The following is a 26,510-nucleotide window of genomic DNA, read 5'->3' on the forward strand; positions in this document are numbered from 1 at the left end:
TAAAAGGGCCATTCCAGATGGATAGCCCTTAGACTGAAAATGACAAATGGGAAGCAGCGGGCGTGACCCGTCTACTATCCCCTATGCCTAGTTCCTATCGTTCCTTACTTCACTTCAACCCAACCGTTTTTAATTGCAGTGACAACTGCCTGTGTCCGGTCGTTAACGCCCATTTTCTGCAAAATGCTCGAAACATGGTTTTTGACTGTTTTTTCAGAGATAAACAGCGTCTCACCGATCGTCCGGTTGCTTTGGCCATCTGTCAACAGCTGAAGCACTTCGCACTCCCGCTTCGTCAACAAATGGAGTGGACGGCGAATTTCACTCTGTTGGAATGAACCTTTGTATTCGCGCTCACTCAAACGGCGGAATTCAGCCACCAAGTTATGCGTCACTTTCGGATGCAAGTAGGAGCCTCCAGCAGCTACGACTTTGATTGCTTGTACAATCGCATCCGCATCCATTTCCTTCAACATGTATCCGAGTGCGCCCGATTTCAATGCATGCGATACGTAAGATTCGTCATCATGAATTGAAAGCATGATGACTTTCGCTTCTGGGAATTCCTTGCGAAGCTGCTCTGTTGCCTCGACACCATTCATGCGCGGCATATTGATGTCCATCAAAACGACATCCGGCTCATATTTTCGGTATAATTCATTCACTTCGCTGCCGTCATCGCCTTCTCCGACAACATCGAACGAATCTTCAAAATCAAGGATCCGTTTCACACCTTCACGAAAAAGCTGATGATCATCCACAATTAATATTTTTGTCAATTTCTTTCCCTCCCAATACCCTATTCAACAATTATATCGTCTTCTAGTGGAATGCGGAAAAGCACAGTCGTTCCGTTGCCGGCTGCAGACATGATTTTCATCTCGCCCTTCAACAATTCGATTCGCTCGCGCATCCCAATAATGCCAAATGATTTTTCTTTTGTTTCGCTTTGGTCAAAGCCCTGTCCATTATCTTTAATAACAATATTCATTGTATCACGAAGCCATTCAATTTTCACCCATACATCCCTTGAATTACCATGTTTGAGTGCATTGTTAACAGATTCCTGAACCAGCCTAAAAATGGCTACTTCAATATTTGATTCGAACCGTCTTTCTTGACCATTGTTCATGAAGTGGATGATAGTTCCTTTCTCGTACTCCATGACCGTAGCGAGATACTTTCGTAATGTCGGGATCAAACCAAGATCATCAAGTGCCATCGGCCGCAAGTCATAGATAATGCGACGTACTTCATATAAGGCATTCCGCACCATCTCTTTTAGTTGTGTAAGTTCCGATAAGGCTGATGTAGGACCTTTTTCGACAAATGTCTTCTCAATCAGACCTGAACGGAGCAGCACATTGGCAAGCATTTGCGCAGGGCCGTCATGAATATCCCTGGAGAGCCGTTTCCGTTCATCCTCCTGAGCCTGGATGATTTGGATGGCAAATTCCTGTTTTTGCCTCGCTGTTTCAAGCGCTTCGCCAACCTTTTTTAAATCGGAAGTCAGATATGTAATGACTGTAGTCACCTGATTCACTAAGTGATCGGCTTTTTCGATCGTCTCAAGCAACGCCGCAATTCTGCGTTCCAGCTCATCCCGACGGACACGAAGCTGTTTTTCTTCCATGCGGTTGATCGATAACCTGACAAGCAAATCGTTTGCCACTTCATAAGCTTGCCGCACTTCTTCCTCCGAATAATTAAGGAAATTCTTCGAAACGTCAGCGAGTCTTCTACGGGAATGACGAGTCATATCCTCTAAGTAGTCGCCTTCAGTTATTACCCGGGAAATATCCTCTTTGATAATAACGAGCTCTTTTCTCATTTCGTCGTAATTTTGCCGACTCTGTTCGCTAATTGTAAATATGTCATTTTTCGACTGGTCCATCATATTTACCATATTATCGAAGATGGATTCCAATTTATGGATGTCTATTGCTTTTTCAGCCAATTCATCCCCTCCTGCTCACAGCCTCTTCAATCTCGCCTAGTTAGTGATGTTGCAGTACTAATGAATTCCTTATACACTTTGTTTATTATATCATCATATTACTATATGCGTATTAAAATTGTATTACAAATAGGAGGGGCACTGCAAATGCGAGCTGACTATAGAACCGTTAAATTGGCTGGGGAAAGTGAAATCATCATACAAAAATCCAGATTTCTTTCTTATATAAAGAGGGTAGAGACCGAAGAGGAAGCACTTGCTTTCATTCAAGACATCAAAAAGTTACATCATTCAGCTACACACAACTGTTCCGCTTATCTCATCGGCGAACATGACCAGATCCAAAAAGCAAACGATGATGGTGAACCATCTGGCACAGCTGGTGTGCCTATGCTCGAAGTGCTAAAAAAACAAGGACTCAAAGATACAGCAGTCGTCGTTACCCGTTACTTTGGAGGAATCAAACTCGGCGGCGGCGGACTGATCCGGGCGTATGGACGCGCCACAACGGAAGGGATTGCAGCTACCGGCGTCGTGGAAAGACGACTTCATAAGGAAATGAAAATCTCTATAGATTACACCTGGCTTGGAAAAGTCGAGAACGAAGCAAGACAATCCCCTTACCCGCTACATGATATTGTGTACGGCGAAACGGTTGATATCCATATGTACGTGCCGGTAGCGGAGACGGAACGATTTGTCGAATGGATGACCGAACTGACGAATGGACAGGCACAAATTCATACGGTATCCGAAATATTCTTGGAGTTCGATGTCTAAAGTGGTATACGTTAGAAGAATTTGATAGTATAATGGGGAAAGTTGGCGTCTATTTGAATAGAGAGAGAACTTTATGGGCCGGGGGGCGTCATAATTGATAGATGCACATACTGAACAAATAATCTGCCGCAGGCACCTCGACAGTTGACTAGAATTGCCAGGAACCGTATCTTGTGCCGGCATTTTCTGTCACGAACGTTCTATGGCCGATTTTTGGAGGCACATAATGAAAAGAAAAGATTTTAAGAAGATGAAAAAAAAGACGTCAAAAAAGCGTTTGGCCATTAAAGTCGCATTGCTTGTGACCTTTTCATCCCTTCTCATGGTTACTGCCTATGCATTAACATTGCAGCAGAAAGCGCAAAAAGCCATTGAAGGAGCATACGAAGCGATTCCAGAGACACCGAAATCAGAAATCCGTGCCGAAGCGAAAGTCGAACCGGCGAGCGATAATGTTTCCATTATGCTTATCGGTGTCGATGATAGTGAAACGCGGGGGCAAGGCGATGATAACAGCCGTTCCGATGCATTGCTTGTTGCCACTTTCAACCCGAAAGAGAAATCAGTGAAGCTGCTCAGCATTCCGCGTGACTCCTATGTATATATCCCAAAGGTCGATTATAAGGATAAAATCACCCATGCCCACGCTTATGGCGGCACGCATGCAGCGATTGAAACAGTAGAAGAAATGCTGGACATCCCGATCGATTATTATGTCAAAATGAACTTTAATGCCTTTATTGAAGTAGTGGATGCACTAGGCGGCATCGATGTGGAAGTACCATATGACCGTGTTGAGAAAGATGAATTTGATAAAAATTCAATTCAGCTGAAAAAAGGAATGCAGCATTTGGATGGCCGTCACGCTCTTGCGCTTGCCCGTACTAGAAAAGCGGACAGCGATATCGAGCGCGGGAAACGCCAGCAAATGATCATCCAAGCCATCCTGAAAGAAGCGGCATCACTTAAATCGGTTACGAAATACGGCGATGTCATCGAAGCGGTTGGTGACAATATGAAAACAAACATGACCTACAGTGAAATGACTTCCTTCATGGAATACGCAAAAGGCGGAATGCCTGATGTCGAGTCACTGACATTGAAAGGTTATGATGACTGGTCTACCGGCACCTATTACTATAAGCTGGACGATGGAGATTTGCATACGATCCAACAAATATTGAAGTCCCATCTCGGTTTGATTCCTGATTCATCAAAGTTAACGAATAACGATACCAATGTAATCGGTACTGCCGATGAAAGCGACGTATCAGAATGATACAAAAAGCTGCCCTCCTATTGGAGCGGCAGCTTTTCTTTACAGAATTTTGACGTTCACGTTTCAACAGCTGCCTTCTATAGAATAGAGGGCGACTGCCTGTTTGATTTCACATCAACAAATCGGACAACGTAAAAACTCCGGAAACGGGTTTTCCTGAAGGAAGGCCCATTGCCGGAGTTTTTACTGTTATTTTCCTATCATACGGACCAGGTTCAACAAAGGACGATAATTCGTTCCGGCCAGCCCGATAATTTCAACAAACAATTCGATCGCGATCAACATGACTGCGATGAGCACAATGGCTCCCCATACGGTCGCTTGCGAGAACAACACTGCAGCGACACCGAAAAGAATAGCTAGTCCATAGATGATCAGAACCGTTTGGCGATGAGAGAATCCTGCACGCAGTAAACAATGGTGCAAATGCGATTTATCCGCAGCCGTAATTGACTGTTTCATGCGGATCCTTCTGACGATCGCAAAGAATGTATCCGAAATCGGAACACCGAGCATAATGATTGGAATGATTAATGATACAACTGTTACGTTTTTGAATCCTAGCATCGCCAGGACGGAAATCATATAGCCCAGGAACAGAGCTCCCGTGTCTCCCATGAATATTTTCGCGGGATGGAAGTTGAAGAAGAGGAAGCCTAGTGAGCTGGCCGCAAGCAATGACGCGGTCGCAATAACGTAGACATCTCCCATGATGACTGCCATGACTGTAATGGAAATGAGCGCGATGGTGGAAACACCAGCAGCCAAACCATCAAGGCCGTCAATTAAGTTAATGGCATTCGTGATGCCGATAATCCAAATGATCGTAATGGGAATACTGAAATACCCAAAGTCTAATTGTCCAAAGAATGGCAGGTTTACAAAATCAATTTGCAATCCGCCCCACATCACAACAACAAGTGCTGCTGCCAGCTGTCCTACCAATTTCGCTTTCGCGGTAATTTCCAACATGTCATCCAAAAAGCCAGTTGCGATAATCAGGAATGCACCGACAATGATGCCCGCCGTATTATACGTCGCATCCGGATCTTCCGGTCGCAGAATAAGGTAACCGATCATGAACGCTCCGAAAATGGCAAGTCCGCCAATACGAGGCATGATCTGCGCATGGACCTTCCGGTAGTTTGGCCGGTCAACCGCTCCAATCCTGAACGCGAATTTAATAACAAGTGGAGTTAGTATGATAGAAGCTACAAACGCAGCGGCCATAGCAAGGAATAGCATGTCTTTCCTCCCCAAGAAACAATAATTTACTTAGCCAACAGTATTATAACACGGTTGGTTCCGGAAATCATCCAAAGTTGCTAACTTGAAACTAGTATACCCCCTTTCTCGCCAAATAACTCCTAACGCCTTTCTATAATTATACAATTATCTGCTTCCAGTAGTCTTTTAACTTATTGTTTGATAAAATAGAACCGTATCCTTGTAGAAGGAGCATTATAAAGGAGCGTTCATTTTATGCTATCACTATTCAAACGTTCAAATCAAACGAGCGAAAGGCAACTGAAGAAGTATCGGAAAGTTGTCCAGGATATAAATAATTTAGAATCCAAATATGTTACATTGACAGATGAAGAACTGGCACATATGACAGAAGTTTTCAAAAGCCGCTTAGAAGCGGGCGAAACAATTCAAGCCATTACCCCTGACGCTTTCGCGGTTGTGCGTGAAGCCTCCAAACGGGTTTTAGGCATGCGCCATTTCGACGTGCAGCTCATCGGCGGCATGGTCCTCACTGAGGGGAATATCGCAGAGATGCCAACAGGAGAAGGTAAAACGCTGGTCGCGTCACTTCCCTCCTATGTGCGTGCACTTGAAGGCAAAGGCGTTCATGTCATTACAGTAAACGATTACTTGGCACGGCGGGATTTCGAGCAAATCGGCCAAATTCACCGTTTCCTCGGTCTCACTGTCGGTCTGAATGTGCCGATGATGCAAGGACCTGCCAAGAAGAATGCATACGAAGCCGATATTACATACGGTGTCGGAACGGAGTTCGGATTCGACTATCTCCGGGATAATATGGTGCAGCACGTTTCACAAAAAGTGCAGCGCCCCTACCATTTCGCTATCATTGATGAAGTCGACAGCGTACTGATCGATGAAGCGAAAACGCCGTTAATTGTGGCAGGAAAAATGCAGGCCGATCCTGATTTGCATCATATCGCTGCAATGCTCGCCAAACGCTTTAAAAAAGGCGTCGATTTTGATTTCGACGATGAAACGAAAGCGACTTCTCTAACAGAGACTGGCATTGAGAAAGTAGAAAAAGCATTTGGCATCGACAATCTATATGATTTGGAACATCAGACTCTCTACCATTATATGATTCAGGCAGTTCGTGCCCACGTCATCTTCAAACGCGATGTTGATTATATTGTGAAGGAAGATAAGGTGGAACTGGTCGATATGTTCACTGGCCGCATCATGGAAGGCAGAACCCTTTCCGACGGTCTCCACCAGGCGATCGAGGCGAAAGAAGGCTTGCCGATCACCGATGAAAACAAGGCCCAGGCACAAATCACGATCCAGAACTATTTCCGGATGTACCCAAATCTCAGCGGGATGACAGGAACGGCGAAAACACAGGAGAAGGAATTCCGTGAAGTTTATAACATGGAAGTCATCCAGATCCCGACAAACCGTCCGCGTGCCCGCATTGATTCCCCGGATAAAGTCTATGAAACAATTGAACAAAAATATGAAGCGGTAGCCAAGGAAGTTGCAAAGCGCAATCAGACTGGACAACCCGTCCTTGTCGGAACGACTTCCATTCTACAATCGGAGAAGGTTGCCGAGTACTTGGATAAATATAAACTGGACTACCATCTATTGAATGCGAAAAGTGTTGAGCAGGAAGTCGATTTGATTTCCCAGGCAGGCCAGCCGGGGCACATTACAGTGGCGACAAATATGGCTGGACGCGGTACCGACATTATGCTCGGCGAAGGAGTGCAAGAACTCGGCGGATTATTCGTTCTCGGTACGGAAAAGCATGAGAGCCGTCGTGTCGACAATCAATTGCGCGGACGTTCCGGACGGCAAGGCGACCGTGGGGAAAGCCAATTCTTCCTTTCGTTAGAAGACGATATGTTCAAACGCTTCGCGAAAGATGATTTAGAGAAATTCCTCAAGAAGGTTAAAACCGATGAGGAAGGCCTTGTCCAGAACCCTGAAGTGAATGAATTGACGGAGCGCACGCAGCGGATCGTTGAAGGTGCACACTTCTCTATGCGTGAATATAACTTGAAGCTCGATGATGTCATCAACGACCAGCGCGGCGTCTTGTATTCACTCCGCGACAAAGTTCTAGAGAGAACCGATTTGTTCGATCAATTGAAGAAGATGATGTCGGAAGCGATTGAATTCGTCATTTACGACAGCTGCCCGGAAAACGAAACACCGGATGTCTGGGATTTTGAGCGGATTGAACGCACGATGAATGGACTTCTGCTTGAGCCGGTCACATTGAACCGTTCCTATGAACGTGTTTCGGATATTTTAAAAGCTTATGAAGCACCGGTAGAACAGCTATTTAACTATCTGGATTCATTTGCAGAGAACGAACAGGTCAACGAAATCATCCCTCAAGTGATGCTCGGCCACATCGATTCCATGTGGGTGAAGCATTTGGACGTCATGTCCCGTCTAAAGGAAGGGATCGGCTTGCGTTCATACGGCCAGGAAGATCCGATGCGTATTTACCAGCGGGAAGGCTTACAGCTATTTGCTAAGCATTACCAGAAGTTGCGCCGGAACATCGCATCCGAAGTTATCGGCTTTATGAAGCTCATTTCACAACAACAGGAGGCCCAATCACTATGAAACTCTTATCATTATTCAAGAAAACCGACAAAACAGGTTCCGATAGCACGATCGACTCCAACGAGATTTTAGAAGGCGCTGCCCGTTCCGAAGGCACAGATGCAGTGGAGACAGCACTCTCCCTGCATCCGCAATGGACGCTTTCACAGGAGCAAGAATATGTATTCCGTTTCCTTGCGAATGAATTAGAACCACTGAAGCCGAACCAAATTTCCCTATCTGGGATCGATATCGACGTGGAACCGGCTAACGGCAGCTGGCTCGTCAAATCGTTTTTCCGCTCGTCACTCGATCAAACGATCACAGTCGGCTCCGTTGAGCTCATGCTGCTCGACGCTGAAGGAAAAACACTCGCATCCCAGGAATTTGACTTGAACGAACTTGGAGACATTCCTGGACGCAGCGCCCGTCCGTGGGTATTCGTCTTCACGAAAGACAATATTTTCGCAGACGCACCACCGGCTGAAAACTGGAAGCTCGCTTTCAACGTCCAATCTATGGTTCCACATAAATTGGAATTGGAACAAGCATGGGAAGACGGCCTGGCTCAAGAACAAAAAGACGCGTTGGCGAAAGTCGTCGAAAACATGCCAAAACTAAAGCCGCGCGAAGTCAACTTCGCCGGATTCCAAGTAAAGATTCAAGAAGACGGCAGCATCGCTGCTTCCATCTTCATCCGCAACGGCCATTCCAAGCAAATCAACATTGAAAAACTTCCGCTTGAACTCGTCGATGCAACTGGCGAAATCGTCGCCCGCGGTTCCTTCAACCTCGGACCACTTTCCGTCAAAGCCAACACATCCAAACCATGGACGTTCATCTACCCGAAAGAAATGGTTTTGAAAGAAGAACCTGACTTCTCCCGTTGGACAATCCGGGTACCTCAATAAGACACAACCCACCACACCAATCGAAAATGCGATTGGTGTGGTTTTTTATTGAGATGGAGGCTTGCTAATGAAGATTTGTGTGCAGTTTGAGGATTAAGCAAGGTGGGATACGAGTGATCACAAGATTATACGAGCGGTTCGGGAGAGGATACGAGCGGTCCTGGGAATATACGAGTGGTTCGGCGGCGGATACGAGTGGTCACAAAATTATACGAGTGGTTCGACAGCGGATACGAGCGGTCACAAAATTATACGAGTGGTTCGAAAGCAGATACGAGCGGTCACAAGATTATACGAGTGGTTCGACAGCGGATACGAGCGGTTGATTGAAGATACCAGGTTCGGCGGCGGATACGGTTCGACCGTTTAATCTAAACGCGGGAAATTTACATGTCTTTCCCTGCACCAGGTCGCGCTGAATGCCTTTGACCAATCAAGAAAAATGATCTGATCGTTGAGCTTATTCTTCTCGAGCAATTTTACGAGCGGTTCGGGAGAGGATACGAGCGGTCCTGGGAATATACGAGTGGTTCGGCGGCGGATACGAGCGGTCACAAAATTATACGAGTGGTTCGACAGCGGATACGAGCGGTCACAAAATTATACGAGTGGTTCGACAGCGGATACGAGCGGTCACAAAATTATACGAGTGGTTCGACAGCGGATACGAGCGGTTGATTGAAGATACGAAGTTCGGCGGCGGATACGGTTCGACCGTTTAATCTAAACGCGGGAAATTTACAGGTCTTTCCCTGCACCAGGTCGCGCTGAATGCCTTTGACCAATCAAGAAAAATGATCTGATCGTTGAGCTTATTCTTCTCGAGCAATTTTACGAGCGGTTCGGTAGAGGATACGAGCGGTCACAGAGATATACGAGTACTTCGCAAACGATACGAGCGATCACAGAGATATACGAGCGCTTCGCAAACTTATACGAGTGGTTACAGGATTATACGAGCGCTTCGCAAACTTATACGAGTGGTGACAGAGATATACGAGCGCTTCGCAAACAATTACGAGAGGTCACAGGTTTATACGAGCACTTCGCTAACAGATACGAGCGGTTCCCAAAATACGCCTTCCTCTCCCCTCACTCCAAACGCAAAAAACAGCAGCCCCCAATGATGGGTGCTGCTGTTGTGTTATCAATATAATTATCTAGCGGAAGCAACGTCATGTACTTCGGAAACGCGTTTCGCTCCGATGTAACGCTTGCCCCAGTAGTGTGGGTCGTTTAGTGCATCAACGCGTACGCCTTTGGATGTGGAGGCGTGGGCAAAATTACCGTCGCCGATGTAGATGCCGACATGTGAAACGCCTTTGCCCGTCGTATTGAAAAAGACGAGATCCCCTTCACGCAATTCATCCTTGTCGACAGAGCTTCCTGAGCTATACATGCCGGAAGTTGTTCTTGCCAGGCTGATTCCGTGTTGTTTAAAAACATAGCTTACATATCCAGAGCAATCAAAACCTGCTGTTGTCGTGCCGCCGTATGAATATTTAATGCCTTTCAAACTAGTAGCCGTTTCTAAAATGGCAGCTGATTTTGAAGATGACGCTTCAGCTTGATCTATGAAAGGCGTAACAAATAAGAGTAGTGCCATTGCAGAAATCGCAAAGAACTTTTGCATGCTTGCTTGTATTCTCATATTGTCCCCCAAAATTTATATTTATCTGAATAAATCATCTGAAACTACTGTAACATGCTTTTAGTCCTGTAAACATTACAGTTCTGTAACAAGCCCATGACAAAAACATTGCGATTTCGGCAGGATGACATCGTACTGAAATAGTCGGCACAGCAAAAAGACCGCCATCCTAAGAACGGAGGCGGTCTTTTCGTATTATTTTAAAGTTTCAAGTCTGTAATAATTGTAACATTATCATGGTTATGCAAATACGTAATTGGCCATTCGGCTGTCACTTCGCCATCTTTCAATTTTTCTAAGGCGGCGCGCTTCTTCTCGCCGAATGCAAGAAGGAGCAATTTTTTCGCACTCATAATGGAGGAAATCCCCATCGTCAAAGCAGTTTCCGGTATTTTTTCATCATTTTCGAAGTACTGGCTATTGACGCCCAGTGTGGATTCTGTGAGTTGCGCCACATGCGTGACAGAATCAGCCCCTGTGCCCGGCTCGTTGAATGCGATATGCCCGTTTTCACCGACACCGAGGAGCTGGATATCCAGTCCGCTTTGTTGCAGCGCATCTTCATAGCGTTTGCATTCTTCTTCTAGGTCTGAAGCCATTCCATCAGGAATATTTGTTTCTTTGAATTTCTTTTTATTAAATAAATTATCGTTCATGAAATAAGCGTAGCTGTTCGGGCTGGCTGCTTCCAATCCGACATATTCATCAAGGTTGAACGTTTTGACATCCGAAAAATCCAGTTCGGATTCCGTCCATCTCTTATACACGGGGATCATGGTGCTTCCTGTTGCTAATCCGAGGACATGAAGCCGATTGTGTTCCAGTTCTTGTTTCACGATCTGATAAACTTGCTCTGCCCCTTGCTCGGGGTTCTCCACTTGGAGCCATTTGATGTTACTCATTCTATCAACCGACTTTCCTATAGATTTTTCTGTGCTCTTCCATTTTAATTTCCACGTTGGACTTGGTCAATTGACGAATTGCCTCAATTTACGAAGCCCGCCCAATTTTATTTTCCCTTTTCCGCCTCGTTGAAACGTGACTATTTGCCTCCGTACAAAACAACTATGTCGAATTATTGAAGTCCCTTTGAACAAAGTGTGAACAAAGTTCCGATTCAACCAATCATAGGGAATTCCCTAATTCTCATTTTTTCCGTCGTGATTAAGATAAAAGTAACAAAAGAAATTCCCGATCGGGAGGTGAACATATGGCTAAGTCAACAAAGCAGCAAATGGAGCCGCAGCATAACCCATCCATCAATTTGAAGGGAACCTTGATTGCTGTCATGCTGCTCGGCGTTTTTATTTTGGCAACATGGTTCGGATGTTACTACTTATTCTTATCACGATAGTCTTACCCGTCAGGAGGGAATCCAATGCATTTGCATAAATTTGAAAAAGTATGGCTCATCTTTGGGATGGGATCGTTAGCACTCTTTCTCGTCATTTTAGGTTTTGCCGCCTTCTGGAAAGGCACCCATCCTCAAAGCCATATTGAAACCATCGACCCGGAAAATGTCGAGGCGCATGATTCATTCAAGCCCGAAAATCTCGGTCTCCGAGAAGTGGCCGATGGCAAATATATCGTCAATATTGTCGCTTCCGCTTTCAATTACGATTTCGGCACGGACGCGGACGGCAAGCCCGTCAAGAAGATCAGAGTGCCAAAAGGTTCTACGGTTTTATTCCAGATTACAAGTAAGGACGTCGTACATGGCTTCCAAGTTGCAGGCACGAATGTCAATATGATGGTGGAACCCGGCCATGTGAGCCGTTTAGAGACAGAAATGAAGAACGTCGGTGAGTTTACAGTCGTCTGTAATGAATATTGCGGAATTGCCCACCATCAGATGTTTGCCACTGTGGAGGTGTATGAATGATGAACCCGTTGAAAATTGCTAAGAAGGATGCGCGTCTTTACATGTCGTTCATGTATGTGACGTTTGCTTCATTGCTCGTCGGAGGGTTGATGGGTCTTTTACAAACACTCGCGCGCTCCGGAAAATTCACATTGCCATTCAATATTAACTACTATACGATTCTAACGGTTCACGGTGTCATACTTGGTCTTGTATTAACTACATTCTTTATCATCGGATTCCAATTTGCTTTAATGGGAAAAACAGTTGGCATTTCCGATAAGCAGCGCAAAGCTGGCTGGTGGTCCTTCTGGCTGATGCTCGTTGGAACTGTTATGGCAGCGGTCACTATTCTAGTCGGCGAGGCGAATGTTCTTTATACATTCTACGCACCACTCCGTGCTCATCCTGCGTTCTATATCGGATTGGCTCTCGTCATCGTCGGCAGCTGGGTTGCCGTGTTCACTAACTTCCACCAGCTGTATGTTTGGAAGAAAGCGAATAAAGGGCAGAAATCTCCATTGCTCGCTTTCATGGTCGTCATTAATATGGCGATGTGGTTCATCGCAACATTAGGTGTTGCAGCTTCCGTATTGATTCAATTTATTCCATGGTCACTCGGCTACGCGGAAACGATCAACGTCTTGCTCAGCCGTACATTATTCTGGTATTTCGGTCACCCGCTCGTCTATTTCTGGTTGCTTCCTGCATACATGGCATGGTACGCAATCATCCCGAAAATTATTGGCGGAAAATTGTTCAGTGACTCCCTTGCACGCATGTCTTTCATTCTTTTGTTAATGTTCTCAATACCAGTTGGTTTCCATCACCAGTTGACAGAACCAGGTATTGATCCAACATGGAAATTCATTCAAGTTGTCTTAACATTCATGGTCGTCATCCCTACTTTGATGACAGCTTTCTCGATTTTCGCGACATTTGAAACAACTGGCCGCCGCCAGGGCCATAAAGGGTTGTTCGGCTGGTTCAAGCATTTGCCTTGGAAAGATGTTCGTTTTCTTGCACCATTCATCGGTATGATCGCGTTCATTCCAGGTGGTGCTGGCGGGATTGTCAACGCATCCCACCAAATGAACTCTTTAATCCACAATACGATCTGGGTAACAGGGCACTTCCATTTGACTGTCGCCACTACCGTTATCCTAACTTATTTTGGAATTGCGTATTGGCTCGTGCCACATTTGACAGGACGCCGTTTGACACCAAGATTGAATAAACTCGGCATCATTCAATCGATTATTTGGACAGTCGGCATGACGATCATGTCAACAGCGATGCATATTGAAGGTCTGTTAGGGGGGCCACGCCGCTCGAATTTCTCAACCTATGCAGGTGGTGAACAAGTTCAGTCGTGGATCGGCTACCAGATTGCGCAAGCAGTTGGTGGAACTATCCTTTTCATTGGTATTGTACTCATGGTGTACATTTTCATTCAGCTTGCTTTCTTCGCACCTCGCGGCGTGGAAGAATTCCCGATCGCAGAGGAAGAAGTCGATGCAGAGCCTACACCAAAATTGCTTGAAAACTGGTATCTTTGGATCGGTATTACGATTGCGCTCATTTTATTCGCCTATACCATCCCGGTCTTCGATATACTGAAACATTCCCCTCCTGGTTCTGTGCCATTTGATTGGCCAATCGGCAGGTATTAAAGACAAAGATCCGATCTCTTCCAACAAGAGATCGGACCTTTTTTATGCATACAAAAAGTCGGAAGCGGAGAATCCGTTTCCAACTTTATATTCTTACGATAAGGAGACGTGAGGCAATATAACTCCGGTTTCCGAAGTTGCAAGCAGTTGATCGAACTCCTCTACTGGCGCTGGTTTGCCAAAGTAGAAGCCTTGTGCTCCCGTGCACTCTATTTCCCGCACAATCTCCCACTGAGCCGCTGTTTCAATTCCTTCCGCTATCGTATCCAAGCCGAGCATGTTAGCCAAATGAACGATTGTTTTAACGATGGAGCAGCTTTTCAGATCGTTTCCCAGCCCGCTGATGAACTGGCGGTCAATCTTGATTTGCTGCACGGGAAAGCGTTGCAGGTAAATAAAAGCGGAATAGCCTTTACCAAAATCATCGATGGAAACAATGACCCCCATTTCATTTATGATCTCCATTCTTTTTTGTACAGCTACGTGATTTTCCAATGCCACATTCTCAGTTATTTCTAAAATTATCTGTCCTGATCCCACTCCAAAATCATCCATGCATTTTCTCAAATAAAATGGAAAGTTCGGGTGCAGGAAATGCCGTGGGGAAATGTTGACGGAAATCGTCAGGTGACCGTACCCCATACGGCTCCATTCTGACAGCTGCCTCATTGCCTGATGACCCATTCCCCCATTGGAATGATTAAGCCTGTCGATTCAGCCAGCTCAATGAAGCCATCTGGAGCTACAAGTCCCCGCTGCGGATGGTCCCAGCGAATTAATGCCTCCACTCCCTGCACGACGCCATCCAAGTCGACTTGCGGCTGATAGAATAACTTGAATTCATTGGCATCCAGCCCTTTTCGCAAATTCATTTCAGAGAACATTGCCTGTTTCACATGTTCTTGCATATGTGGTTCGTATAGGCCCGACGCCTTTCTCTTTGTTTCCTGTCTTGCTGTTTCCAAGGCCAAATAGGCATGTTGTACGCCTAGCAGCGGACACTCTGCATGATCCGGGTAGAGAGAAATCCCGTAACTGAACGTCAAATATACTTCCTGACCAGAGAGGAACAACGGTCTTCTTAACTCATTCGTCACAAGTTCCATTCGCCTGAAGAGCATTTCAGGATCCACTTTTCCTTCAAATGGGGAATAAATGAGAAAGTGATCAAAGGCAAATCGCGCTGTTATGGCAGGAGCCGGAAACAGTTTCCTGACCCGCTCCCCGATCATCCGCAGCAACTGGGCGGCACAATCATGTCCCAAAGCACTCTGGACCTCTGTGTATTGGTCGATCACCAAATAGATGAACATCCCGCGTTGCCCGTGCCGCTGGTTTTGCAATTGCTCCGTCACCACCTCATCAAACGAATGGCGGTTGTGAAGTCCTGTGAGCATATCAGTATAAGCCAATGTATGTACATGCTTCTCCATATCAATCCGGTGAAGCCGATCGAAGATAAATGACACCATATCCGCGATGGCAGCGATCAGGATTTTATCAAGCGAGGTCCACGTTCGTTTCTTCCTCGTTTCACAACAAAGCACCCCTCCAAGTCCCCTGCTCAAAATAATGGTCGCATCAATTAGGCCGGCAACCGGTTCCGTTTGTTCAAAGTACCAAAGCTTTAATTCTTCCATGGATGGATCAGTAAGAATATCGTCAACAGCCAACACCCGTTCTGATTCAATCGCTTTGAAATACGCCGGAAAGTCCGATCGTTTCAACTCTTGTCCGGAATAATGATGTGAATTACTGCTGTCAAATGAATTCTGCGCAACAAGTCGATTATGGTGTTCATCATACAGCCAAATGCTCACCCGTTCACATTTCATAATTTCAGCAATCCCCTTGCATAATTCCATTAAAATGTCCCGCAAAGACTGGTGGGTCAATTTTAATTCTTTTGCATGTGAAAAGATAAACTGCTGCTGCCGCCGCAACTCGTTGAAAGTCGCGACCCAATCTTCATATGGCTGTTCCATCATCCCTTTTTACCCCCTTTCAATAATTCGACAGTCCTACTGGTAATATCGGTATGGTAAAGCTGATTTGCAATGAACGACTAACAAATATAGGAACTCGTATAGAGGAACTTCATAACTTTGTCAAGATTTATAGATTGCCACTTTTCTTAGATTTTCTATCGGCAAAATGGGTACCTCTAGTAGACTTGTAAGCGATATGATAAAATGAATGAGCATTCATTATGAAAAAGGGATGGGATGACTATGAACGTGGAAACAATGGAGATGAAAGAGATTTGGGACGCGATCGATTCAACATTGAACGGACAGCCTGAACCGATCCGAACATTGAAGGTGTCGTATGCTTTTCACTTGAGCGGAGAAGATGGAGGGTCGTTCGGGCTGAAGCTGAACGACGGCAAAGTCGTGGTCGTAATGGAAGATCCGGGCGAGGTTGATTGCTCCCTATCGATGAGTACAAAAGACTTTAAAAAGCTTCTAGCTGGCAATTTAAATTCGACGGCGGCCTTCATGATGGGGAAATTGAAGGTTAAGGGAAATATGGGTCTCGCTTTAAAGCTTGAGACCTTATTAAAACAGTATTCTTTTTAACTCTGTATTGTTTTGTCGAATGATTCACATTACAATAGAATCATAGACATAGCGAACGGAGGATTCGGATGAAAGCAAAGGTTTTGTCGCTTCTCGCCACCGCTGCATTAGCGACCGCACTCACAGCAGGACAGGCACACGCCACATCTGATACGTACGTTGTAAAAAAAGGCGATACATTATGGAAAATCGCTTCTAGCCACAAGATTTCCGTCGAAGAACTGAAAACCTTAAATAACATGAAGTCTGAAAGTATAAAGATTGATCAAAAGCTTGTTGTGACGAAAAAGGCGGCAAGCATTAAACCACCTGCCGTCGCACAGACAAGTAAAACGGCAACCGCAGACAGCCTGATAGTAAGCAAACAAACATCATCGACTCATCAGTTTAAAGCACCAGCACCAGCACCAGCGCCAACACCACCAGCAACGCCGGCTCCTGCTCCAGCGCCACCTTCTCAAGTGGACAAGCCGCATGCGCCGGGTGCTTCTTCGCAATCCATTTTGGCGGCTGCAACGGAAGTATCTCTTCCTTTGCTTGATACGCCATATGTGTGGGCGGGCGTCACACCGGAAGGCTTTGACTGCAGCGGTTTCATTTATTATGTGTTCCGTACTGCTGGACTGGATTTGCCGCGTCTCGATACAGTCGGCATGCATGCCAATGCCACGGCAGTGGATGAGCCGGTTCCAGGCGATCTCGTTTTCTTCCAAAATACATACCGTGAAGGCATCTCGCATGCAGGAATCTATTTAGGAGACGGCAATTTCATTCACGCTGGAACTAAAAAAGTCGAAGTGGCTTCAATAAATTCTGCTTATTGGAAGGACAAATTTGCCGGCTATAAGCGTTTCAATCAATTGATGAAATAATTTTAAGACCAAGGGATGAACCTCTCCCTTGGTCTTTTTCTTATCTTTCGTGTCATATTCTCCAGTAGTAGTCGAAAAGGGCTTCCCTCTTGCCGAAAAATAGATTAGTATAGTCATGTGTCATGACACTTAGAAAACGATCGTCTGCAGCCTGAAGGCTCTTCGATAATAATTGCATGAAAAGGGGTACATGAGAATGGTTCGTACTGGGTTATGGTCATTCCGATTTTCGACAGCGGCACTCGTGTTGATTCCAGCGGCAGTCGGCATTAATTACATCGGAAAATTATTTGTGGAGCTACTGAAGCTCCCGCTATGGGTGGACTCCATCGGCACCGTCCTGTCCAGCATGCTCGCTGGTCCAATCATCGGTGCGCTCGTCGGGATTGTGAACAATGTAATATACGGTTTCACCACATCGCCCGTATCGTTTGTTTATGCGATCACCTCGGCAGTGATCGGTCTTGTGACAGGAATAATGGCGTATAAAGGGTGGATTTCGAATATCGGAAAGGCGCTGGTCCTCGGCTTTGTTGTCGGACTTATCGCGGCTACCGTTTCGACTCCGCTCAACATTTCCTTTTGGGAAGGGACAACAGGCAATGTATGGGGCGATGCGCTCTTTGCTTGGATGACGGCTCAGGGAAATCCGCTCTTGCTCGCGTCTTTTGCGGATAGTGTGGTCGTAGATGTACCGGATAAAATGGTAACCGTATTGATCAGCTTTTTGATCTTCAGGAACTTACCTGAAAAAGTGCTGACCATGTACGATACGAAACAGGAAATTGAACGGCTCTGAGTTCGGAGGTGCGAGCATGCGAAACATGACTTTATACGTCCATCCGGAAAATGGATCGCCAGTCCATCGAATGGATCCGTTAACTAAGATGTTTTATGTATTCACTTCTGTCGCTATTTCTTACATGCTGCCTACGCATCTATTGGTGTCACTAGTACTTGGGGTGAGCATTCTATTGCTAGTTGCCGGAAAAGTTTTTCGTTCCATTCTGCCAATCATTGGTGTCAGCTTTGTACTGCTCGCCTCTATCCTCATTGTCCAAGGATTCTTTCATCCTGATCGGGCGACAGTGCTGTGGGAAATCGGACCTTTCACTTTGTATAAAGAAGGATTTTCCATCGCCTTTTTAATTTTGCTGCGTGTCCTCAATATGGTCTGTGCATTTGGCGTGCTCATATTAACGACAAAACCGGATGAATTAGTGGAAGCATTGGTGCAAAAAGGGCTGTCTCCCCGATTCGGCTATGTCCTATTGTCTGTCTTGCAGATCATCCCTCAGATGATGGCGCTGACGGGTAAAATTATGGATGCACAACGGGCACGTGGACTGGAGATGGAGGGCAGCCTGTGGGTTCGGGTTAAATCGTTCATTCCGCTGCTTGGCCCCGTCGTGCTTCGTTCGCTTGCCGAAACGCGGGAAAGATCCATCGCTCTTGAAGTACGGGGTTTTAATTCGACAGGAAAACGAACAAGGCTGCATGAACTGCCTCTGTACCCATACGGGGTTGCAGCGAAGGCATCGCTTGCGGCTATCTTACTAACTGTCATCGTCTGGAGGGTCTGGTCATGAGCCTTCTTCAAGTAGAACAATTGAAATATCGATATCCAAACCGCTCCGTGCTCGCATTGGATGAAATCTCATTCACTGTCGACAAAGGTGAATTCATCGGCATTGCGGGCAGAAATACAGCTGGCAAAACAACATTATGCTACGCCTTATGCGGACTGGTCCCCCATTTTTTTAAAGGAGCGTACGGGGGCCGTGTCTTAGTTGATGGCGATGAAATCCTTGCCTCTCCACTAAGTAACATCACGTCAAAAGTGGGATTCGTGTTTGAGAATCCGTTCTCCCAATTAAGCGGAGCGAAATTTACAGTGGCAGATGAAATTGCATTCGGCCTTGAAAATTTGGGCCTTCCTCGTGAAGTGATGCATGAGAGAATCCAAGATAGTCTTCATATGCTCGGAATTGAACATCTCCGGCAGAAAAATCCGTTTGATCTTTCGGGCGGCCAAATGCAGCGGCTTGCGATCGCCAGTGTCATTGCCATGCAGCCCGAAATTCTTGTCCTCGATGAACCGACAAGTCAGCTTGACCCGCAGGGCGCAGAAGAAGTCTTTAGCGTCGTGGAAAAGCTGACCCGAGACGGCATGACAATCGTAATGGCGGAACAGAAGATGGAGAAGCTGGCCGCTTATTCAGATCGGATTTTATTATTGCATGAGGGGAAGTTAATTCAAGATGGAGAGCCGGCATCTGTATTCTCTCGGGAGGAACTGATGGAAATGGGCGTTGAGCCGCCGATTTATACGATGGTCGCCAAGAAACACGGACTTCGTGAAGAAAGCTCCCTTTGCTTCCCTGTCACGTTAGAGGAGTTGCTCGCTTTTGGAGTGGATGAACCTTTGGACGGACTCTTCCCTGTTCAGGAAAAACTTGAGACATCCAACATTCAAATAGAGGAGCTATCGTTTTCATATCCAGATGAACAAAAAGTGCTCGACTCAATAACAATCGGTCTTTCCAGCGAGCCGATTGCCATTGTCGGACAAAATGGAGCTGGGAAAACGACGCTCGTCAAACTGATCAAGGCGTTGTTGGTGCCTTCGGATGGACGAATTGTCATTGATGAAACAGATACGAAAGAGACGACTGCAGCCAAACTTGCAAAAAAAGTCGGGCTCATTTTCCAGAATCCAGATGATCAGATTTTCAAACGAAGTGTTCTTGATGAAGTGATGTTCGGGCCGCTCAATATGGGGATCGCCAAAGCAGAAGCGAAATCCTTGGCCTTGCAGCAGCTAGAAGCTGTCGGCTTGGCAGAGAAGACAGAGGAAAATCCGTATGACGTCAGTTTGGCCGAGCGGAAATTGATCGGCGTGGCCTCCATTCTCGCAATGGATCCAGACATTATTATTTTTGATGAACCGACTATGGGACAGGATTACGAAGGGAAATTACGGTTAAAGAAGATTATTTCGGACCTTCATTCGAAAGGCAAATTGGTGATCTGCATTTTGCATGATATGGATTTCGTAGCAGAAGTATTTGGACGAACGATTGTCATGGGACAGGGCAAAGTCTTATTCGACGGCTCAACGAAAGACGCTTTTTCTCAACATGACATTGTTCAGCAGGCTCAGATTGAACTTCCTCACCGGTATCAGATTGTACGAGCGATACAGCAAAAGCGGGAGTTTGCATCTCGCACATCATAAAAACATCCGCCCCTCTGCAGAAGGGCGGATTCTTTCTTCATTATCTAGCGGAGTAGCCGCCGTCGATGACGAGTTCAGCACCTGAGATGTAGGCTGCATCGTCAGAAGCAAGGAAGAGTACTGCTTTCGCAACATCTTCCGGTTGTCCGAGACGTTGAAGCGGTGTTGCTTTGATGAGCATGTCAAGAACCGCTTTAGAGGATTCCAAGTCTTTAACCATCGGTGTTTCGATAACACCTGGGAATACTGTGTTTACACGGATGCCATGCTGGCCATATTCAGCTGCTGCCGCACGTGAAATAGCGCGTACAGAGCCTTTAGAAGCGGAATATGGGTTAAGTCCCATACCGATCATTGCTGTATAAGAAGAGATGTTGACAATCGATCCTTTTTTCGCGTCTTTCATATTCGCAAGCGCATGTTTCAAGCCAAGGAACGTACCAAATCCATTAATATCGGAAAGTCTCCGCCAATCTTCAATTGTGATCGCATCCATTGGTTTTTCAGTGGAAATACCTGCATTATTCACTAGGATATCCAATTTGCCAAATTGATCTTTCACTGTTTTCATTGCTGCAGCCCATTCTTCATCAGAAGTGACGTTCAAGCGTACTGTTGAAACGTTGTCATGGCCGCCCCATTTTTGGCTGAGCGCCTCTTCGTTAATATCAGCGGCAACCACTTTTGCTCCTTCTGCTGCGAATAGACGTACCATCATTTCGCCCATGCCGGATGCTCCGCCTGTTACAAATACTACTTTATCTTGGAATCTTTCCATGAGTACCGCTCCTCATTAATTTATTTTAACATCTAAATAATAATCCTTTTTTTGTTCAATAGCAATCAAACAAACTCCCAATGGCTAATTCACTTTTCAGAGTAGTAAGACCTATGTTTTTTCCAAGTATCTTGCCACTTTTCTAATGGCGAGGTATGATAAAAGTGAAACAATGTTCAAAAAAATAAAGTGGAAGAAGTGAACAATCATGTTCAAGGATAACCGTTTTATTTCTTATAATGCTGCTGGATTCCGAAAAGATTTGATTGCCGGGATCACTGTAGGTATCGTAGCCATTCCACTCGGGATGGCTTTTGCAATTGCTTCAGGCGTCAAGCCGGAATATGGGTTATACACGACGATCATTGCCGGTTTCCTGGTCGCGCTATTCGGCGGTAGCCGTTTTCAGATTGCTGGTCCGACCGGGGCGTTTATTCCCATATTGCTCGCAATTGTCCTTCAATACGGCTATGAGGATCTGCTGATTGCCGGAATGATGGCAGGTGTGTTTCTCCTCCTCATGAGTTTTCTCGGCGTCAGCCAGCTGATCCACTTCGTCCCCCGGTCTGTTACAATCGGTTTTACGACAGGGATCGCAGTGATCATTTTCACTGGGCAGCTGGGCAACTTCCTAGGATTGACCGGCCTTTCCAATCATGAGTTTTTTCATGAGAACATGGCAGGACTCATCAATCAAATCCATACCATCAACGGCTACAGTATTGTAACGGCTTTAATTGGCCTCGCCGTCATTTTACTATTGCCTAAAATAGCGCCGCGCACTCCGTTGTTACTGGTCGCTCTGCTAATACCGACAATCGTCTCTTTTCTTTTCTATCCAGGAAAAGTGGAAACGATCGGATCGGCATTCGGGGGAATTCCAAGAACATTGCCCAGTTTTCATTTGCCTCATATTACGCTATCCAAACTTGTTACTTTGTGGCAGCCTGCTTTGATTATCGCGGCACTAGGAGCCATTGAGTCATTGTTATCCGCTGTCGTGGCAGACGGGATGAAAAATGGCGAGAAACATAATTCGAAAAAGGAATTATTCGGTCAAGGGATCGCCAATCTGATCACACCTCTATTTGGAGGCATACCGGCTACGGGAGCCATTGCCAGAACGGCGACGAACATCCGGTCAGGCGCCGTCAGCCCTGTTTCCGGGATGGTGCAGAGTGCGTTTGTTCTAGGCTTCTTGGTAGTATTTGCACCGTACGCTTCCTTTATCCCTTTAGCTGCCATGGCGCCGATCCTCATGTATGTCGCTTGGAATATGAGTGCCCGTCATGCATTTGTTCATATTTTGTCTTTGCGCTCAAGCGACTCCATCGTATTGCTGACGACGTTCCTGCTTACCGTTTTCATCAATTTGACAGTAGCTGTTCAAATCGGTATTTTGCTTGCAGCCCTTTCATTCCTGAAAAAAATGAGCGGAAAGCTGGCGATCGTTCCGCAAAAACTTTCGGACGTAGAAAAACACAAATTTGACGTGGGCAAAAAGACAGTCCTTAAATTTGCAGTAGACGGCCCTTTATTTTTTGGGACAGCGAAACGTTTTGAAGAAGGCTACCCGAAAATGTTGCTTGAGGAAGAAAGTGTCTTAATCCTCGATTTAGAACACCTCGCCATGATTGATGCAACAGGCGAAGCAGCACTTTTTGCCATGCTGGATGAAGCAGAGCGAAAAGGCATTCAGATTAAGATCAAACGATTGCCTAAAGAAAAAACAGCCCTTTTCAAACGAAGCGGGCTTTACAATAAGATCGGAAAAGAGAATTTTTTCATGTAATGATAACTTTGGGAGAGATCGAGTTACTCCATTGAAAACAGGTGGCGGAAACCGAATCGTTTCTGCCACCTGTTACTTTTCGGCTTACACCGTAGCCATTTTTCGTCTCGCTTCTTCTTCCGGTCGTTTCTTTTGAATTACCCAGATAAGAGTAATCAATACGATTCCTGCGAGACTTGTATAAAATTCAGGCAGGATCAACATGAGCCCCGCTCCAAACAGCACAATTCGTTCCCACAGCCGCGAGTTGCGAATAAAAAATCCGATAACCGCGCTGCTGACTCCGACCATGCCGATCAAAGCAGTGATCAAGCCTGTAATCAATTTAAATGGCGTAATATCTACAAATACAAAAATGGGATTGTAGATGAAGATGTACGGGATGATAAACGCCGCAATTGCCAGTTTGACGGCTGTCATTCCCGTCTTGAACGGGTTCGCCTTGGCAATGCCCGCGCCGGCATACGCAGCGAGACAAACAGGCGGTGTGATATCCGCCACAATGCCGAAATAGAAGACGAACATATGCGCAGCAATCGGAGCAATGCCAAATTCATTGATCAAAGCAGGTGCTGCGATTGTCGCCGTTACGACATAGTTTGCCGTGGTCGGCAGTCCCATCCCGAGAATGATACATGCAATCATTGTAAAGAAAAGAGCGAGAATGAGGTATCCGTTAGAGAGAGCAATAATGCCTGCAGCGAATTTCGCTCCAAGCCCTGTCATACTGACAACGCCCGCTATAATGCCTGCAGTCGCAACAGCAGCGATTACCGGCAGGGCAACCCTGCCCCCTTGCTCCAGCACGTAAATGATTTTATTAAAACTGAATTCCGATTCCTTTCGAACCAATGCGTTGAAAATCCAGATGACAAACGCGGAAGCGATCCCGAAAAGTGCTGCTCGCTGAGGGGTAAAGCCCGACATGATGGTAACAATTATCACGAGCAATGGAATGATCATATAGCCATCCCGCACAAAAATTTTCTTAAACACCGGAAGCTCTGATTTTGGCAGACCGAGTATATTAAGCCGTTTCGCCTCGAAATGGGTCCCGATAAAAATTCCAGTGAAATAGAGGATGGCGGGAATGACCGCTGCCAGCATGATCTGGGCATAGCTGACTCCTAAATATTCCATCATGATAAACGCTGCCGCACCCATCATCGGAGGCATAATCTGTCCTCCGGTCGAGGCAGAAGCTTCCGTTGCTGCAGCAAACTCCGGTTTAAATCCAGCCCTTTTCATCATCGGAATGGTGAATGAACCGGTCGCCACCGTATTGCCGACAGAACTGCCGGAAACGGTCCCTTGCAGTGCACTGGCCACAACCGCTGCCTTTGCTGTTCCGCCGGTAAACCGTCCCGTCAGAGAAAATGCCAAGTTATTGAAAAACTGACCAATCGGCGTGTTGACGAGAAGCACACCGAAAAAGAGGAACAGGAAAATGAATTTTGCTGATATTTGCAGCGGTGTTCCGAATACCCCGCTTTCCCGGTACCAGAGGTTCGTCATCGTCCGATCTACTGCGAATCCAGGATGGGACAGGATCTTCGTCGGTATATGGTTGCCCAAAATGGCATAGCTAATGGCAACTAGTGCAACGATGACAATCGGCAAGCCTACTGTCCTTCTTGTCGCTTCCAAGACTAATAGGATGCCAAGAATTGAGATAGTAATATCAAGAGCACTATAACCGGACACCCGGCTTTGCAGGATGGAATCGAAAAAAATAATTTTATGATATGCCACATACATCGCCGTGAAAGCAAGCACGACATCATACCACGGAACGCCCTTCTGCGTCTTTCTCCACTCTTTTTTCGCCGGATATAGCAAGAAGACGATACCGAGTGCAGTTCCCAAATGGATGGCCCCTTGCTGCTGTGATGGCAGGACGCTTGTCAGGCCGGTATAGAGATGAAAAATTGTCAAGGCGACGCCTAAAAACGTGACGACCCATGCCCATCTGCCGATATTGATGCGATACTGATTTTCCTTATCAAATTTTTCAAGGATTTCCTGTGCATCGACCACCTTTTTCTCTTTCATTTCCTTTCCTCCTTGCTACTTAAATTGTCTCCCATCCACTTCCCTTTTCATCGATCATTTCAAGTCTTCAAAACTAGTGATTCCTGTCTTTTCACGAGTTACAATCTGTACGACTTCCGGATAAATATGTCCGATGAAGGCAGCATTTTTTACTGGATTTCCATCGAAATCAGCCTTGCCCGCAATCGCATTCAAGGCAGGAACGTGGACTGTCATCCCAAGATCCATATTCCCTTGCGAAATAGTCGAGAGGTTTTCAACGGACGCTCCCGTTTCCATGTTCGTCACGTTAATGCCATCGATGTATTTATTCCAAAGGTTCGCCATTTCTCCGCCAAGCGGATAATACGTTCCCCCCTGGCTCCCTGTTCCCAGTGTAAGCTCTGATTTACGATTGTCTTTTGATGCGGAAAGTTCCGCTACTTCGTTATCGACTGTCAACCCTTGTTCTTCATAATACTTCTTCGCTCCTGGATGAATCGGAAGCCCTTCGGCGCCGTTCAGCGCATTTTCCAGAATCATCTGCTTCGCTTGCGCATGAGTATTTTCGCTGGCATTTTCAATCATGCTTTTTGCCAGTTCATACCCAAGCTCCTCATCAATTGTATCGGTGTTGCCCATTAGAATGGCATAAGCGGTTACCGTTTGGACGTCTTCTGTCAAGAAATCATACGAATCTTTTGGAATCGTGTACGGTTTGTAGCCTGACTTCTCTTCAATCTGTTTGACCGCTTCGTCGGACAGGCTTAACATCTTCACGTCTCCAGCGGATGCCTGTAAACTTTCAATGCTGGAAGCCGGCAAGCCTAAAATCCCGATGGAAATATCGATATTGCCATCCTGGACACCATCTGCCGCTGCACCAAAGCTCTCCTGGAACGCTTTGTAATCTCCATCCCCAATTCCATACGCATCCAAAATAATCTTCGAAACATTGTTCGTTTCACTTGCCGGCGGCCCAATCGCAATATTTTTCTTTCCGTCCCCGCAAGCCGATAATACAAGCACTACCCCGAGCAGGACCATTATCCATCGCACGCTACTCCTTTTCACTGTTACATCCCCCTTATTGTTTATCATCCCCTTCTCGTAAGCGCTTACAAAAGGATAGGTGATTCGTTCTCTAAGAGGTCTATGACGCTATGAAAAGTAGAATGTTATTCTAAATTATACTGAACATTAAATATTTTTCAATCATTCCACTGTTTATTCGAATAAAAAAACAAGAACCTTTTCCTTTTGAAAGGAAAAAGCTCTTG

Annotated in this window: 24 protein-coding genes and 1 pseudogene; 16 read left to right on the forward strand and 9 right to left on the reverse strand. The window is 45.9% G+C overall.

All coding sequences use genetic code 11. The features are described from left to right. Positions 1–104: 104 nt before the first annotated feature. Positions 105–779 carry a response regulator gene (locus tag ACSW3C_RS10980; protein ID WP_238082967.1) on the reverse strand — a complete coding sequence of 225 codons (675 nt, stop codon included), beginning with the start codon at positions 777–779 and terminating at the stop codon, positions 105–107. 20 nt (positions 780–799) lie between these two features. Beyond that, the gene (locus ACSW3C_RS10985; protein WP_486562637.1) at positions 800–1,957 is read right to left on the reverse strand and encodes a sensor histidine kinase; all 1,158 of its coding nucleotides are present in this window, start codon (positions 1,955–1,957) and stop codon (positions 800–802) included. Between the two features lie 147 nt (positions 1,958–2,104). Between ACSW3C_RS10985 and ACSW3C_RS10990 the strand changes: the two genes are divergently transcribed. Together ACSW3C_RS10990 and ACSW3C_RS10995 are read left to right on the forward strand one after the other, a co-directional pair. Next, positions 2,105–2,737: a YigZ family protein gene (locus tag ACSW3C_RS10990; protein WP_486562638.1), complete on the forward strand. Its 633-nt coding sequence runs from the start codon at positions 2,105–2,107 to the stop codon at positions 2,735–2,737. 226 nt (positions 2,738–2,963) lie between these two features. Then, positions 2,964–4,016: an LCP family protein gene (locus tag ACSW3C_RS10995; protein ID WP_486562639.1), complete on the forward strand. Its 1,053-nt coding sequence runs from the start codon at positions 2,964–2,966 to the stop codon at positions 4,014–4,016. A gap of 189 nt (positions 4,017–4,205) precedes the next feature. On the opposite strand, the gene ACSW3C_RS11000 is transcribed toward ACSW3C_RS10995, so the two are convergent. Continuing rightward, on the reverse strand, positions 4,206–5,261 hold the full coding sequence (locus ACSW3C_RS11000) for a glycosyltransferase family 4 protein (protein WP_238082961.1): 1,056 nt from the start codon (positions 5,259–5,261) through the stop codon (positions 4,206–4,208). A gap of 237 nt (positions 5,262–5,498) precedes the next feature. Between ACSW3C_RS11000 and secA2 the strand changes: the two genes are divergently transcribed. The 5 genes from secA2 (at position 5,499) to ACSW3C_RS11025 (ending at position 9,882) form a co-directional block, all read left to right on the forward strand. Then, on the forward strand, positions 5,499–7,865 hold the full coding sequence (gene secA2 / locus ACSW3C_RS11005) for an accessory Sec system translocase SecA2 (RefSeq protein WP_486562640.1): 2,367 nt from the start codon (positions 5,499–5,501) through the stop codon (positions 7,863–7,865). After that, on the forward strand, positions 7,862–8,755 hold the full coding sequence (locus tag ACSW3C_RS11010; RefSeq protein ID WP_238082957.1) for an accessory Sec system S-layer assembly protein: 894 nt from the start codon (positions 7,862–7,864) through the stop codon (positions 8,753–8,755). The genes secA2 and ACSW3C_RS11010 overlap by 4 nt, the downstream gene beginning before the upstream one ends. A gap of 113 nt (positions 8,756–8,868) precedes the next feature. After that, positions 8,869–9,081, forward strand: a complete 213-nt coding sequence (locus ACSW3C_RS11015) for a hypothetical protein (RefSeq protein WP_486562641.1) — start codon at positions 8,869–8,871, stop codon at positions 9,079–9,081. 128 nt (positions 9,082–9,209) lie between these two features. Beyond that, positions 9,210–9,437 (forward strand): hypothetical protein, encoded by a 228-nt coding sequence (locus ACSW3C_RS11020; protein ID WP_486562642.1) that lies wholly within the window; start codon positions 9,210–9,212, stop codon positions 9,435–9,437. Between the two features lie 124 nt (positions 9,438–9,561). Continuing rightward, positions 9,562–9,882, forward strand: coding sequence for a hypothetical protein (locus ACSW3C_RS11025; protein WP_486562643.1), 321 nt, complete (start codon positions 9,562–9,564; stop codon positions 9,880–9,882). Positions 9,883–9,911: 29 nt separating this feature from the next. On the opposite strand, the gene ACSW3C_RS11030 is transcribed toward ACSW3C_RS11025, so the two are convergent. Together ACSW3C_RS11030 and ACSW3C_RS11035 are read right to left on the reverse strand one after the other, a co-directional pair. Next, the gene (locus ACSW3C_RS11030; protein WP_486562645.1) at positions 9,912–10,406 is read right to left on the reverse strand and encodes a C40 family peptidase; all 495 of its coding nucleotides are present in this window, start codon (positions 10,404–10,406) and stop codon (positions 9,912–9,914) included. Positions 10,407–10,606: 200 nt separating this feature from the next. Further along, positions 10,607–11,308: a glucosamine-6-phosphate deaminase gene (locus ACSW3C_RS11035; protein ID WP_486562646.1), complete on the reverse strand. Its 702-nt coding sequence runs from the start codon at positions 11,306–11,308 to the stop codon at positions 10,607–10,609. 308 nt (positions 11,309–11,616) lie between these two features. Between ACSW3C_RS11035 and ACSW3C_RS11040 the strand changes: the two genes are divergently transcribed. The 3 genes from ACSW3C_RS11040 to ACSW3C_RS11050 are packed head-to-tail and all read left to right on the forward strand — an operon-like array spanning position 11,617 to position 13,940. Further along, positions 11,617–11,760: a cytochrome c oxidase subunit 2A gene (locus tag ACSW3C_RS11040; protein ID WP_486562647.1), complete on the forward strand. Its 144-nt coding sequence runs from the start codon at positions 11,617–11,619 to the stop codon at positions 11,758–11,760. 24 nt (positions 11,761–11,784) lie between these two features. Continuing rightward, positions 11,785–12,288 (forward strand): cytochrome c oxidase subunit II, encoded by a 504-nt coding sequence (locus ACSW3C_RS11045; RefSeq protein WP_486562648.1) that lies wholly within the window; start codon positions 11,785–11,787, stop codon positions 12,286–12,288. Then, entirely contained in the window at positions 12,285–13,940 is a 1,656-nt protein-coding gene (locus ACSW3C_RS11050) for a b(o/a)3-type cytochrome-c oxidase subunit 1 (RefSeq protein ID WP_486562649.1), read from the forward strand. The genes ACSW3C_RS11045 and ACSW3C_RS11050 overlap by 4 nt, the downstream gene beginning before the upstream one ends. A 93-nt stretch (positions 13,941–14,033) precedes the next feature. On the opposite strand, the pseudogene ACSW3C_RS11055 reads toward ACSW3C_RS11050, so the two are convergent. Next, positions 14,034–15,928, reverse strand: a pseudogene (locus ACSW3C_RS11055) (putative bifunctional diguanylate cyclase/phosphodiesterase). A gap of 243 nt (positions 15,929–16,171) precedes the next feature. Here ACSW3C_RS11055 and ACSW3C_RS11060 point away from each other — a divergent pair. The 5 genes from ACSW3C_RS11060 (at position 16,172) to ACSW3C_RS11080 (ending at position 20,629) form a co-directional block, all read left to right on the forward strand. Further along, entirely contained in the window at positions 16,172–16,519 is a 348-nt protein-coding gene (locus ACSW3C_RS11060) for an SCP2 sterol-binding domain-containing protein (protein ID WP_486562651.1), read from the forward strand. Between the two features lie 68 nt (positions 16,520–16,587). Next, complete coding sequence (locus ACSW3C_RS11065) at positions 16,588–17,391, forward strand: C40 family peptidase (protein WP_486562652.1); 804 nt, start codon at positions 16,588–16,590, stop codon at positions 17,389–17,391. 196 nt (positions 17,392–17,587) lie between these two features. Next, positions 17,588–18,190 (forward strand): ECF transporter S component, encoded by a 603-nt coding sequence (locus ACSW3C_RS11070; RefSeq protein WP_486562653.1) that lies wholly within the window; start codon positions 17,588–17,590, stop codon positions 18,188–18,190. Positions 18,191–18,206: 16 nt separating this feature from the next. After that, positions 18,207–18,980: an energy-coupling factor transporter transmembrane component T family protein gene (locus ACSW3C_RS11075; protein ID WP_486562654.1), complete on the forward strand. Its 774-nt coding sequence runs from the start codon at positions 18,207–18,209 to the stop codon at positions 18,978–18,980. After that, the gene (locus tag ACSW3C_RS11080; RefSeq protein ID WP_486562655.1) at positions 18,977–20,629 is read left to right on the forward strand and encodes an ABC transporter ATP-binding protein; all 1,653 of its coding nucleotides are present in this window, start codon (positions 18,977–18,979) and stop codon (positions 20,627–20,629) included. Before ACSW3C_RS11075 ends, ACSW3C_RS11080 begins: the two co-directional genes overlap by 4 nt. Positions 20,630–20,669: 40 nt before the next feature. On the opposite strand, the gene ACSW3C_RS11085 is transcribed toward ACSW3C_RS11080, so the two are convergent. Further along, a complete protein-coding gene (locus ACSW3C_RS11085) occupies positions 20,670–21,407 on the reverse strand; it encodes an SDR family NAD(P)-dependent oxidoreductase (RefSeq protein ID WP_486562657.1) in 738 nt (245 codons plus the stop codon). 208 nt (positions 21,408–21,615) lie between these two features. On the opposite strand from ACSW3C_RS11085, the gene ACSW3C_RS11090 reads away from it, so the two are divergent. After that, positions 21,616–23,199: a SulP family inorganic anion transporter gene (locus ACSW3C_RS11090; RefSeq protein ID WP_486562658.1), complete on the forward strand. Its 1,584-nt coding sequence runs from the start codon at positions 21,616–21,618 to the stop codon at positions 23,197–23,199. An 84-nt stretch (positions 23,200–23,283) separates the two neighbouring features. Here the strand turns inward: ACSW3C_RS11090 and ACSW3C_RS11095 are convergent, their stop codons facing one another. Further along, positions 23,284–25,251: a TRAP transporter permease gene (locus ACSW3C_RS11095; protein ID WP_238080632.1), complete on the reverse strand. Its 1,968-nt coding sequence runs from the start codon at positions 25,249–25,251 to the stop codon at positions 23,284–23,286. A gap of 54 nt (positions 25,252–25,305) precedes the next feature. After that, entirely contained in the window at positions 25,306–26,304 is a 999-nt protein-coding gene (locus tag ACSW3C_RS11100) for a TAXI family TRAP transporter solute-binding subunit (protein WP_238080631.1), read from the reverse strand. Between the last annotated feature and the right edge of the window lie 206 nt (positions 26,305–26,510).

The sequence above is a fragment of the Sporosarcina sp. AD_1 genome, from assembly GCF_057373025.1.